Origin of the sequence: Bacillus cereus group sp. BcHK124, from assembly GCF_027712065.1 — a bacterium.
GTDB lineage: Bacteria > Bacillota > Bacilli > Bacillales > Bacillaceae_G > Bacillus_A > Bacillus_A pacificus.
Window position 1 is genome coordinate 1 of sequence record NZ_JAQFPJ010000032.1, and the last position, 12,381, is coordinate 12,381.

Consider the following 12,381-nt stretch of genomic DNA (forward strand, 5'->3'; position numbering starts at 1 on the left):
CATTTCGCTCTCTCGCTCGAAGCAAAAAGCGCTTCAAGGTCGAGAGCTCCAATGCCCTGCGATTCTGAGCAAGCCGCTTCCGCTTTTAAGTATTACTGATTCAAGAACGCACGTAGCATCCAAGCGTGTTTTTCTAGTTCTGTGTAGATGCCTAGTAGTAGGTCAGATGTCATTTCGTCATCAGAGTCTTGAGCGATTTCCATGCCTTTTTTCAGTTCGACTAGCATCATTTCGTAGTCTTTCATGATTGCTTCGACCATCCCTTCTGCAGTTTCTCCGTATGCTGCTTCTTGAATAGAAGATATTTCTAAGTATTCTTTCATTGTTGCTACTGGTTTGCCGCCAATTGCTAAAATACGTTCTGCAATTTCATCGATGTGAGTAGCTGATTCTGTGTAAAGTTCTTCGAATTTCTCATGTAATGTGAAGAATTGAGGTCCTTTTACGTACCAATGGAAGTTGTGTAATTTTGTGAATAAAACGCTCCAGTCTGCTACTTGTTTGTTTAATACTTCGATTACTTGTTTGTTCATTATGATCAATCTCCTTTTGAGTTGTTATGTGATATCAATTACTAATTTATAATTATTATAATCTAGTAATTCGTATAAATCAACCCTTTTGCTGGAATTAATTTGAACAAATTATGAACTGTTGTAAATAAAAATCCCTATTACGTTGAAGTAATAGGGATTTTGTTTGATATATAGCTGTTGTTCTAAACGAGCTGCTTTCACTTTTAGTGATATCCAGCTCCAGCGGCTAGAATCTCCGGGCATTTCGCTCTCTCGCTCGAAGCAAAAAGCGCTTCAAGGTCGAGAGCTCCAAATAGCCTGCGATTCTGGACGAGCCGCCTCCGCTTTTAATTATTACACAGCCTTCTGTTTTTCTTCTATATCCTGTCCATCCCAACACTCTGTATTTTGTAAGCCAGGGATAGAACTTGCAATGAAAACAGGATCTTTTCCTTGTTTCTTTTGCTTAATATAGTCTACTAATGCTGCGTAGGCGAATTTGCTTAGGAATGAGATGGCAATTAAGTTTGTGAATACCATTAGTCCCATGAATAAATCAGCTAAGCTCCAAACTGTTTGAAGGGCAGCGATTGATCCGAAGAATACCATTCCGACAACTGCAACGCGATAAATCATTAACCATGTTTTACTTTCTTTAATGAATGCGATATTTGTTTCACCATAATAGTAGTTTCCTAGTAAAGAACTGAAAGCGAATAGGAAAATAATAATCGCTAAGAAAGTGCTTGCCCACGGTCCGATTTGTGAACTTAATGCATTTTGTGTTAATTCGATACCTTTTAAATTTGAACCTTTGTAAAGTCCAGAACATAATACGATAAATGCTGTTGATGTACATACTAAGAATGTGTCTACGAAAACACCTAATGCTTGAACAAGTCCTTGTTTTACAGGGTGAGATACATCTGATGTTGCAGCTGCGTTAGGGGAGCTACCCATACCTGCTTCTGTTGCGAATAGACCGCGCTGAATTCCGTACTTAATTGCTGCTCCAATACCACCAGCGATGGCTTGGTCTAAACCGAATGCACCATTAAATATTTCCATAAAAATGCTTGGTAACATAGTAAAGTTGTTAATCACGACAAAAATAGCCACACCAATATAAATGATTGCCATTGGAGGAACAATCATTTCCGTAATACGTGAAATGCTCTTAATGCCACCGAAAATAATAACTGCAACTAATAAAGCTAATAGAGCTCCTACGATCGTTCGCTCTAGTCCAAAAGCATTTTCAAATGCAATTGTTACTGTATTTGCTTGTACAGAATTGAAAATTAATCCGTATGCAACTGTAATAAGAAGTGAGAACCAAACACCCATCCAGCGTTTGTTTAATCCTTTTTCCATGTAATATGCGGGTCCACCACGGAATCTGCTGCCATCTTTTACTTTATAAATTTGTGCGAGCGTACATTCTACGAAACTAGTAGCTGCTCCGAGGATGGCGATAAACCACATCCAAAACACTGCGCCAGGTCCACCCATTGAAATAGCTAATGCTACACCAGCTAAATTTCCGATACCGATACGTGCTGCTGCACTTAAGCAAAATGCTTGGAACGGAGAGATGCTATCTTTCTTTTTTTCTTTTGGATTAAATCCTTTACTAATTAAACCGACCATCTCACTGAAATGAGTAATTTGGACAAATTTTAATTTAAAAGAGAAATAAAGACCGAAGCCGATTAGCATTGCAATAAGAATATATGACCATAAAATATTATTCGTTACCTCAAGGAATCTGCTAAAGATATCAACCATATAATACACTTCCTTTTTTCCGTAATAAGAAAATTATATGCAAAAAATATACGAGAATCAATTTTTCTAAAAAATTATGTTACTTAAACTAATTTTATGTTATGATTATGTTACATCTTAATATTTTTAGAATTATTTACATTTTAAAAAACTAAATGTAACGCAAGAAAGAGGGGATAATTTGAAAGAAGAAACTTTATGGAAAGTAAGCCTTAAGAGTTTGAAAATGAGAAGTAATATATTTTTTATCATTACATCTTTAAGTATCTTTTTAGGAGCCACTTATTATTACAATAAAAGATTTCCAAATCACAGGTATCCTGAATGGTTAGAGTTTCTAAAGTTGATTGGATGAATAAAAGACAGAAAAACAGAAAATTCAAATAAAAATTGTTGTGGAGGAGCTAAATATGAATATTAGAGAAAGTGAACTTCCGGGTATTGGTTATAAGTTTCAAATCGTTACGAAAGGTAACGAGAAGATGGTGATTGTTATTCATGATGACGGGCGTAGAGAAATGTATCATTTTGATTCAGACCATGAAGAAAGTATCTCAAGTATTTCATTACGTGACTCAGAGGCAAGACAAATTGCAGCCATACTAGGTGGAATGGTATATAAGCCGAGAGCATTAGAAAATGTTGAAATGGTTTTTGAAGGTTTGGCGATTGAGTGGTTTAAAGTGGAGAATGCTGCGCCAGCAATCGGAAAAACAATCGGCGATCTGGAAATAAGAAAAACATATAGCGTAACGATTATTGCAGTTATGAAAAAGAATATGAAAAAGCTATTTAATCCAGGACCAGAAACAGTAATTGAGGAAGGCGATATGCTTGTAGTTTCAGGTGAGAGAGAAGAAATAAAAAAAATTATTAATGAGTTACTTTCGAATAGGGGGACTGACTAGATGGATACGTTAATTTTTGAAGTTGGTACAGCGTTAGTATTAGTTGCAATTGCAGCAGTAATTGCTGGTAAGTTTAAATTCTCAGTTATTCCGTTTTTAATTGTTCTTGGGATGTTAGTGGGGCCACACGCGCCGACAATAGGTGTGATCGATTTCAAGTTTATTGAAAGTGCAAGTGTCATTTCCTTCCTTGGACGGATTGGAGTTCTGTTCCTTCTGTTCTATCTAGGACTAGAGTTTTCGATGAAAAAATTAATTAAATCTGGACGTTCTATTGCGATTGGCGGAACGATCTATATTTTAATTAACTTTTCACTTGGGTTATTGTACGGATTTATCATGGGATTCCCTTTACTAGAAATCTTAATTATTGCGGGGATTATTACGATTTCTTCTAGCGCTATCGTTGCAAAGGTGTTAGTGGATTTAAGAAGAACTGGTAATAATGAGACCGAATTAATTTTAGGAATTATCATGTTCGAAGATATATTCCTTGCTGTATATTTATCAGTCGTTTCTGGATTAGTTCTAGGGGATCACGCTTCATTCTTAGGTGCCCTTACTTCAATTGGAATTGCTTTAGGATACATGCTTCTATTCTTTATTGTAGCTAGAAAGGCGACGCCGTTATTAAATAAATTGCTTAATATTAGTTCGGATGAAATTTTCATTATTGTAGTATTTGCTTCATTATTCTTTATTGCAGGATTCTCGGAAACAATTCATGTTGCCGAAGCAATTGGAGCACTTCTTTTAGGATTAGTTTTCTCTGAGACAGAGCATAGTGACAGAATTGAACATCTCGTTGTTCCATTTAGAGACTTTTTCGGAGCTATTTTCTTCTTCAGTTTCGGATTAAGCATTGATCCGTTCTCATTGGGCGGAGCGATATGGTTAACGTTAGGTGCAGTTCTTCTTACAATCATCGGGAACTTTGTAGCGGGGATGATTGCAGGACGACAAGCTGGATTATCTCATAAAGCGTCAACAAATATTGGATTAACAATCGTTTCAAGAGGAGAATTCTCCATCATTATGGCCAATATCGGTATCGCTGGTGGTTTAATGTCAGTCTTGAAGCCATTCTCAGCACTATACGTGCTTATACTATCTATCTTAGGTCCACTTCTGACAAAAGAGTCAAAGAATGTATATAAATTTTTAAATAAAATCTTTAAGTGGGATACGAAGACTAACTAAATTAAAAAAATAAAAGTAAAAGATATGTATGAAAAAGTGATTACGGAAAAGGAATCTATGTCGGCATAGGTTCCTTTTTTATTGGTATTTTTTCAAGGATGAAAGAATATGTTTAATATTTACCATATTGTGGCATACATATAGAAAAAGGGTGCTTGGAAAGGGGAATAAAGAGAAATGGAACTCCAGTTTCAAAATGTATATCAACAGGTGGAGAATTGGTATGTGTTGGATTCGGAGCTTCCTTGGGATGTCAAAAGGCTTAGAGACGATTTATTTTCACTGATTGAAGTATGTAAAACACCGGTTATTTTTTGTGATACGTGTGATGCGAATCATGTCCTTTTATCACTAGGAGAAGAAGAAGAGGAATTTTTATTCCCGGTAGGTGGTTTTTATCATAAAGAAAAACAATTAATTTTTGTTTGTATGTGGGAAGAGTATGAGCAAGTCCTTAAAACACTACTGCATGAATTTCGTCATGCAATGCAGCATAAGAGCGAAGTATTGTATGTTGGAAGTGAATTGTACGAAGATAGATGGATTGAGAAAGATGCGAGAAAGTTCGCGGAGAGGAAGTTAGATGAATATAAAAATAGAAAGTTAATGTAAAGCATAGTGGAGAAATAGCGCTGTGCTTTCTTTGCTTCTTACTAAAAATAAGTAATTGACTTTTATGAAGTTTAGTTCTAAACTAATGGTATGAAATGAGCGAGGTGATGAAATGAAAACAGAAGATAGACTAGGTTTACTACTATGGTTTCGTTTATCACGTTTTTATAACAAAAGTATTCGTGAGACGAATCAGCATTTGAAAGAATGGAAAGTATCTGCCGCTCAGTTTGATGTACTAGCTCAAGTTGGAGGGCATGGCCGTTTAACGCAGCAAGAGCTTGGAAATAAGCTATTTGTTACGAAGGGAAATATTACGCAGCTTTTAAATAAAATGGAGCAACTCGAATGGATTCGTCGTGAACAAGAAGGTACTACAAAATATATTTCGTTAACAGAAAAGGGAAGAGCTTTATATGAAGAAATCATCCCGCCTCAAGAAACATTCCAAGCGGAGCAGTTTCAAAATTTAAATGTAGAAGAACAACATCAATTACTACAATTACTAAAAAAGTTACAGTGAGAAAAATTTTAAAATAAATCTCGAATTCGAGATAATATGAGGTGAAGGATATGTTTAGAAAAGTTGATCATAAAAATATGGGAAGAGCAAATCACGGTTGGTTAAATACACATTTTCATTTTTCATTTGCAAATTATTATAATCCTAATAACATGAACTTCGGTGCATTACGTGTAATTAATGATGACTTAGTAGCACCGCAAACTGGTTTTGATATGCATCCCCACCGCGATATGGAAATCATTTCGTACGTTGTAGACGGTGCTTTAACACATGAAGATAGCATGGGGAACCGCGGAACAATTGAGCGTGGACATGTTCAATATATGAGTGCGGGTACGGGTGTATTTCATAGTGAGCATAATTTAGGAAATGAAACATTACGTTTACTACAAATTTGGATTTTACCAGATCGCGCGGACCATAAACCAAACTATGGTGAGTTTAAATTTGATTGGAGCAAGCGTGAAAATGAATGGTTTCATATGGTATCTCAAGTAGAAGGTGGGGCACCAATTCAAATTCATCAAGATGCGAATTTATATGCTTTATCGTTACATGCTGGAAAAGAAATTCATTTTCCAGTGAAAGAAGGCCGTCAATTGTATCTTGTACAAATTGAAGGTAGTAGTGTAATCAATGGTGAGACACTTGTTATGCGTGATGCAGCAGAAGCGGTGGAAGAAGATATTCATATTGTAGCGAAAGAGCAATCTCACTATTTAGCAATTGAATTGAAAAAACAATAAAAGGTTTGAAAAGAGGACATCCGATAGATGTCCTCTTTTTTTGAGTGGAATTGTCAGAAAAAACTTTCTCAAATTTTAGGGAAAGGTATCAACTTGAAAAACAAGAATTGTATAAAAGTGTCAAAAATCTTTATGGGAATGGGGAATGTTATAGTGAAAAAGCAAGTCATTTCATCAGCATTAGCGTTAACTGTTATCGCCGGGGGATTTGGAACATTTGGAGCAACGACAACGAAAGCGGAAGAACAAAAAATTCAATACCATCAAGAATTTAAAACGCCTGCATACATAGGTGAAGAATGGAAAGCACCGGAAGGACTAGATAAAAAAGAAACGGTCTTTCAATATTTAGAGAGTAAGAAAGATATGTTCAAATTAGCAGGAAATATGGATAAACACTTTAATGTCGTTGGGGAAGAAAAAGATGCTGAATCCGGTACAACACACGTGAAGCTAGTTGAGAAACATAATAATATTCCTGTGTACGGTTCAGATCAAACAGTTACACTAGATAAAGAGAATAATGTAAAAGCATTCTTCGGACAAGTTATTCCGAATTTGGAGGATAAAAATATTCCTGCATTTGCAAAGATTAGTGCAGAGCAAGCAGAAACAATTGCAAAGGCAGATATTGAAAAAGAAGTTGGTAAAGTAAAGAATTATGACGGTGTGAAAAAAGATTTATATGTGTATGAAAAAGATGGGAATTACTATCTTGCATACTTAGTGAAAGCATCGATTTCAAAGCCAGCTCCAGGGTATTGGCATTACTTTGTTGATGCGACAAATGGAAATGTGATTGAGAAATATAACGCTGTAGATAACATTACAGGATTTGGTTACGGAGTATTGGGCGGTAAACAATCATTTGAAATTGCTCAAGATACGAAAACAGGAGAATTCAACTTATTTGATGGTAAACGAGGACAAGGTATCCATACATTTGATGCAGAGAATATGGACGAAAACTGGTTTAATCTATTCTCACAAATTCTTGGGTATACGGGAGAAGAAGTTAAGAGTAAATCTAAGTTCTTCGAAGATAAAGCGGCAGTTGATGCGCATGTAAATGCAGGGAAAGTATATGATTACTACAAAAAGACATTTAATCGTAACTCTTTCGATGATAAAGGTGCGAAGCTAATTTCTACTGTTCACGTTGGAGAAAGCTGGAATAACGCAGCTTGGAACGGTGTGCAAATGATGTATGGTGATGGCGATGGTAAAACATTCATTCCATTATCTGCTGGACTAGATGTTATCGGTCACGAATTAACGCATGCTGTCACTGAGCATACAGCAAATCTTGTTTATAAAAATGAGCCGGGTGCGTTAAATGAATCGTTATCTGATATTATGGGTGTTATGGTTGAGAAGAAGAGCTGGGATTTAGGTGCTGACATTTATACACCTGGTAAACCTGGTGATGCACTTCGCTCTCTGAAAGATCCAGCATCTATTCCGAATCCATTAAAACCAGGTGAAGGTTACCCAGATCACTACAATAAGCGCTACACTGGAACAGCTGATAATGGCGGCGTTCACATTAACAGTAGCATTAACAATAAAGCTGCATATTTAGTATCTGAAGGCGGGGAGCATTACGGCGTGAAAGTAACAGGAGTAGGCCGTGAAGCGACAGAAAAAATTTATTACCGTGCTCTTACGAAATATTTAACTGCAAACTCTGACTTTAAGATGATGCGTCAAGCAGCACTTCAGTCAGCTGAAGATTTATATGGTAAAAACTCTAAAGCTGTACAAGCTGTAACGAAAGCTTATGATGCAGTAGGCGTAAAATAATAAGAGAAAAAGACCTGACTAGGATGTCAGGTCTTTCTGTATTTAGTCGCGAATACCTAATGCGATTTTCGCCATACGTGACATACGTTCTTTAGACCAGGGCGGATTCCATACGACATTTACTTCTATTTCATTGACTTCAGGTACGTTCGTTGATAATACTTTTTTTACGTCTGATACAATTTGCCCAGCCATTGGACAACCGATAGAAGTCATCGTCATCGTAATGACAGCATTATTATTTTCATCTGCTGTAACGTCATAAACTAATCCAAGATTAATAATATCAACACCGAGTTCAGGGTCAATAACAGCTTCTAAGTTTGCATATAACTTTTCTTCAAATGCTTGTTGTGACATGTGTAGCACCCCCTACATATTAATGATATCGATTCTCATTATAACGGATATATGTATAAAGTGCAGGAAATGAGCTCAAAAAAATATTCCTCTTGGAAGAGGAATATTTTTGGAATGGCTATTCAGTTTTAAAATGAGATACGAGTTGATCTAATTCTTCAACTGTTTGTTTCATTTGTTTAGCTGTTTGTGTCATTTCATTCATCGTAACGACTTTTTTCTCAGCAGATTGTGCTGTTGCCGCTGTTTCACTAGATACTTCGGTAGAAATAGAAGCGATGTTATTCAGTGAAGCGTTCATTTCTTCAGCACTTGCAGCCATTTCTTCAGCAGTTGCTGAGATGTCTTGCATTTGAGTAGATACTTTGTTTACTTGTTCTACAATTGTTGTGAAAGAATTGCCAGCTTCACGAATAACATGAATGCCTTCAGATGCTTCCGAACGGCCTTGTGACATCATAGAGTTAGCAGTTTCAGTGTCTTGTTGAATTTGATGTAGTAGCTGGTTAATATCTGTTGCCGCTGTTTTAGATTGTTCAGCAAGTTTTCGAACTTCGTCAGCTACGACAGCGAAACCTTTTCCTTGTTCGCCAGCACGAGCTGCTTCAATAGAGGCGTTTAAAGCAAGTAAGTTTGTTTGTTCTGCGATATTAGAAATAGATTGTACAGCTGTATCAATATATTTTGTATGAGTGATTAGACGTTCGACCACTTCTGACGTAGCATTTACCGCGTCGTGTATCGTTGTCATTTGTGAAACAGATTTTTGAATAACAGTATTTCCATCGTTAGCTTGTTCAGATGTAGCTACAGCAAGTTCAGTTACAGATGAAGCAGATTCAGCAATGCGCTGAACACTTACTGTCATATCGTCCATTGCGGTTGAGCTTTCTTCCATGCTAGCAGATTGCGATTGAATACTTGCATTTAAGCTAGACATCGAGCTTTGAACTTTTATTGTTGCCTCACGTGATATATTCGTTTTTTCTAGCATATTTTCAGAAGCGTTTTGTACTTCCACAGATGTTTTTTGAACACGATTAATAATATGTTGTAGATTTTCTAACATTTTATTAAATGATGTTGCAATCGTACCAATTTCATCATTACTATTTACTTGTAGGCGGGCTGTTAAGTCACCTTCTTGAGATGATAATTCTTTTAGCTTGCTATCAATTTGTTGAATTGGTTTAACAAGTTTACCAGAGAACCACCATGCAAGTGTGATAGCTACGATAATACAAATAACAAGTGATAAGAAGACAACATATTCAATTTGTAGTGAAGATTGATCAATTTTTGCGATAGATTGATCACGTAGCTTAGCTTGTTCATTACTATAATTTGTGAAGTCACCAATTACTTTATAAACAGTACCATTTTCTGCATAAGCTACTTGTAAAGCTTCTTCCCACTTTTGTTCTTTTGCAAGAGGGAAAACTTTTTCTTCAATAAATTTTCTCCAAGCCGATCCTGATTCCATTGTGCTTTTCACAGATTGAGAAAGATTAGGATTTGAAAGAAGCTCATTCTTCTTATCTTCAAGAAGTTTACTCATTTCATTAAATTTGTCTAATTCAACTTGATCGTGCTGTAATAAATACCCTCTTAAAGCAGAGAGCTGTACTTGGTAAGCATCCCCGCGCTCTTTTAATTGTGTTGCAAGGGGGGAAATCTCTTTTTGTAATGCTTCAGCTTGACGAGATTGATCAATAGCAAAAAATAAAATAAAAGCTAAGGCGATTCCAAATAAAGCGCAAATCGTTCCCATCATGAACATTAGTTTTTTTCGAATGCTAATAAAACTCATATAATAAAATCCTCCTTTGTGAAATCATAGTATTAGAATTAATTAATGTAAAAAATTGAAAGAAAGCTTTACTCCGTCTGGAATAAAGCTTTCTTCTTTCCTTTAGGAATTATAGCAGACGGAATGAGAGATAGAAAGAGATATTTTAAAGTGAAAAAAGAGAGATTGTAAATCTCTCTTTTTTCACTTTAAGCATTTGTTTTGAAATGAGAAACGAGAACTTCAAGTTCTTGTACGGTCGTTTTCATTTCAGCTGCTTTTTTAGCAACGACACTCATTTTGTTTACTTGGTCACCAGCTGAAGTTGCTGTTTGTGATGTTTCAGCGGCAACTTCATTTGAAATAGAAGCGATGTTATTTAAAGCTGCATTCATTTCTTCAGAACTTGCGGCCATTTCTTCAGCAGTTGCAGACACCTCCTGCATTTGTGTAGAGACTTTGTTAATGTGGTTAACAATTTCTGAGAATGAAGATCCAGCAGTACGAATGACTGTAATGCCTTCAGAAGCCTCTGACTGACCTTGTGTCATCATTTCATTTGCTATTTTTGTATCTGCTTGAATTTGATGAAGTAAATGGTTAATATCAGTTGCTGCTAGCTGAGATTGTTCAGCAAGTTTTCGTACTTCATCAGCAACGACAGCGAAGCCTTTTCCATGTTCACCAGCACGGGCTGCTTCAATAGAAGCATTTAAAGCGAGTAAATTCGTTTGTTCCGCGATATTAGAAATGGATTGAAGTGCAGTATCAATATGATTTGTATGTGTAATGAGTCGCTCTACTACTTGTGATGTAGCGTTAACAGCTTCATTAATGGTATGCATTTGTGTAATAGATTTCTCAATGACTTTATTACCACTATCAGCTTTTTCTGAAGTTGTAACAGCTAGGCTAGCAACAGAAGAGGCGGATTCTGCAATACGCTGAACACTCGTTGCCATATCGTCCATTGCAGTTGAACTTTCTTCGATGCTGGAAACTTGGGAACGAATATTGTGTTCGAGAGCATTCATAGTTTCTTCAGTTTTTGCTGTGTTTTCCATAGAAGCAGTTGTTTCGATAAACACATTTTCAGACGCTTCTTTTACACTTGTTGATGTTTGTTGCACTTGTTTTATTATGCGTTGTAAGTTAGCGAGCATTTGATTAAAGGAATTGGCGATATCACCGATTTCATCTTTACTCGTTACGTGCAACCTAGCAGTTAAATCACCATCTTGAGAAGCTAATTCTTTTAATTTCTCATCAATTTGTCGTATCGGTTTAACGAGTTTACCAGAGAACCACCATGCTAATAAAATAGATGTTACTGTACATGTAATAAGTGAGAAGAAAATAATATATTGAATAAGAGATGAAGAAGATTCTACGTCAGCAATTAATGCGTCACGTTTATCATTTTCTTCATTTGCATATTTCGTAAAACGACTTAAAAGGTCGTTTACATAATCGGTTTGAGCTAAAGCGATTTTGGATGCTTCGTCCCATTTTCCTTCGCGAGCGAGAGGGAGGACTTCATTATCTATGACGCTTCGCCATTTTCCACCCATTAAAATGGCTTCTTTCATTCCTTCCGAAAGTTTTTTATCACTAGTTACTTTTTCTCTCGTATCAGCTAGTTTTTTTCCTTCTCGGTTGAATTTATCCAATCCTTTTTGATCATGTGACAGTAAATATTCTTGTAAACCAGCAACTTGTGCTTGGAACCAATCGCCACGTTCTTTTAAAATGGTTGCTCTTTTGGATACATCATTTTTTAAGGTTTCGACTTCATTTGCTTGATTCATGGCGAATGAAAGAATAACAATAAGAGCAATGCTAAATAAGGAACAAATACTTAAGAGTGTGAACAGTAGTTTTTTTCGAATGCTAACATATTTCATCGTTACCCCTACCTTTTAAAAACTATTTATTATGATTTATAAATGTTAATACAGAGTTAATAAAAACATTATTATGAAGTTATTAATCTGTTCAATGAAAATTATAGCAGATAATGGAAGATAGCAAATCAGTATGAGTAAATGTTCTTAAAATGTATACATTTGTATATCAAAAAATTCATAAATAAAAATGAGAAATGCTATTGTAATTTGAAAAAACATCATGTATA

The 12,381-nt window shown here is 35.8% G+C and carries 11 protein-coding genes; 6 read left to right on the plus strand and 5 right to left on the minus strand.

Annotation, left to right across the window (positions count from 1 at the left end):
- Nucleotides 1–92 precede the first annotated feature (92 nt).
- Nucleotides 93–533: a Dps family protein gene (locus PDK19_RS25495; RefSeq protein ID WP_001041889.1), complete on the minus strand. Its 441-nt coding sequence runs from the start codon at nt 531–533 to the stop codon at nt 93–95.
- Between the two features lie 336 nt (nt 534–869).
- Nucleotides 870–2,303 (minus strand): alanine/glycine:cation symporter family protein, encoded by a 1,434-nt coding sequence (locus PDK19_RS25500; protein WP_000227583.1) that lies wholly within the window; start codon nt 2,301–2,303, stop codon nt 870–872.
- 410 nt (nt 2,304–2,713) lie between these two features.
- Here PDK19_RS25500 and PDK19_RS25505 point away from each other — a divergent pair, with 410 nt between their 5' ends.
- The 6 genes from PDK19_RS25505 to nprB all read left to right on the plus strand — a co-directional run bounded on the left by PDK19_RS25505 (nt 2,714) and on the right by nprB (nt 8,098).
- Nucleotides 2,714–3,211 carry a cation:proton antiporter regulatory subunit gene (locus tag PDK19_RS25505; RefSeq protein ID WP_001026069.1) on the plus strand — a complete coding sequence of 166 codons (498 nt, stop codon included), beginning with the start codon at nt 2,714–2,716 and terminating at the stop codon, nt 3,209–3,211.
- The gene (locus tag PDK19_RS25510) at nt 3,212–4,411 is read left to right on the plus strand and encodes a cation:proton antiporter (protein ID WP_000380218.1); all 1,200 of its coding nucleotides are present in this window, start codon (nt 3,212–3,214) and stop codon (nt 4,409–4,411) included.
- Nucleotides 4,412–4,588: 177 nt separating this feature from the next.
- The gene (locus PDK19_RS25515; protein WP_000422825.1) at nt 4,589–5,023 is read left to right on the plus strand and encodes a DUF3920 family protein; all 435 of its coding nucleotides are present in this window, start codon (nt 4,589–4,591) and stop codon (nt 5,021–5,023) included.
- Nucleotides 5,024–5,135: 112 nt separating this feature from the next.
- Nucleotides 5,136–5,546, plus strand: a complete 411-nt coding sequence (locus PDK19_RS25520; protein ID WP_000845455.1) for a MarR family winged helix-turn-helix transcriptional regulator — start codon at nt 5,136–5,138, stop codon at nt 5,544–5,546.
- A 50-nt stretch (nt 5,547–5,596) separates the two neighbouring features.
- The gene (locus PDK19_RS25525; protein WP_000488943.1) at nt 5,597–6,295 is read left to right on the plus strand and encodes a pirin family protein; all 699 of its coding nucleotides are present in this window, start codon (nt 5,597–5,599) and stop codon (nt 6,293–6,295) included.
- A gap of 153 nt (nt 6,296–6,448) precedes the next feature.
- Nucleotides 6,449–8,098, plus strand: coding sequence for a neutral protease NprB (gene nprB / locus PDK19_RS25530; protein WP_014893422.1), 1,650 nt, complete (start codon nt 6,449–6,451; stop codon nt 8,096–8,098).
- A 42-nt stretch (nt 8,099–8,140) separates the two neighbouring features.
- On the opposite strand, the gene PDK19_RS25535 is transcribed toward nprB, so the two are convergent.
- The 3 genes from PDK19_RS25535 to PDK19_RS25545 all read right to left on the minus strand — a co-directional run bounded on the left by PDK19_RS25535 (nt 8,141) and on the right by PDK19_RS25545 (nt 12,151).
- Nucleotides 8,141–8,458 (minus strand): metal-sulfur cluster assembly factor, encoded by a 318-nt coding sequence (locus PDK19_RS25535; RefSeq protein WP_000082521.1) that lies wholly within the window; start codon nt 8,456–8,458, stop codon nt 8,141–8,143.
- A 118-nt stretch (nt 8,459–8,576) separates the two neighbouring features.
- Complete coding sequence (locus tag PDK19_RS25540; protein ID WP_000008435.1) at nt 8,577–10,268, minus strand: methyl-accepting chemotaxis protein; 1,692 nt, start codon at nt 10,266–10,268, stop codon at nt 8,577–8,579.
- Nucleotides 10,269–10,456: 188 nt separating this feature from the next.
- Complete coding sequence (locus tag PDK19_RS25545; RefSeq protein ID WP_049113734.1) at nt 10,457–12,151, minus strand: methyl-accepting chemotaxis protein; 1,695 nt, start codon at nt 12,149–12,151, stop codon at nt 10,457–10,459.
- Between the last annotated feature and the right edge of the window lie 230 nt (nt 12,152–12,381).

Bases quoted from the DNA above. Each gene is read 5' to 3' on its own strand.
- PDK19_RS25525 (WP_000488943.1), top strand. From the start codon at position 5,597: ATGTTTAGAAAAGTTGATCATAAAAATATGGGAAGAGCAAATCACGGT.
- PDK19_RS25545 (WP_049113734.1), bottom strand. From the start codon at position 12,151: ATGAAATATGTTAGCATTCGAAAAAAACTACTGTTCACACTCTTAAGT.
- PDK19_RS25515 (WP_000422825.1), top strand. From the start codon at position 4,589: ATGGAACTCCAGTTTCAAAATGTATATCAACAGGTGGAGAATTGGTAT.
- PDK19_RS25540 (WP_000008435.1), bottom strand. From the start codon at position 10,268: ATGAGTTTTATTAGCATTCGAAAAAAACTAATGTTCATGATGGGAACG.
- PDK19_RS25495 (WP_001041889.1), bottom strand. From the start codon at position 533: ATGAACAAACAAGTAATCGAAGTATTAAACAAACAAGTAGCAGACTGG.
- PDK19_RS25505 (WP_001026069.1), top strand. From the start codon at position 2,714: ATGAATATTAGAGAAAGTGAACTTCCGGGTATTGGTTATAAGTTTCAA.
- PDK19_RS25520 (WP_000845455.1), top strand. From the start codon at position 5,136: ATGAAAACAGAAGATAGACTAGGTTTACTACTATGGTTTCGTTTATCA.
- PDK19_RS25500 (WP_000227583.1), bottom strand. From the start codon at position 2,303: ATGGTTGATATCTTTAGCAGATTCCTTGAGGTAACGAATAATATTTTA.
- PDK19_RS25510 (WP_000380218.1), top strand. From the start codon at position 3,212: ATGGATACGTTAATTTTTGAAGTTGGTACAGCGTTAGTATTAGTTGCA.
- PDK19_RS25535 (WP_000082521.1), bottom strand. From the start codon at position 8,458: ATGTCACAACAAGCATTTGAAGAAAAGTTATATGCAAACTTAGAAGCT.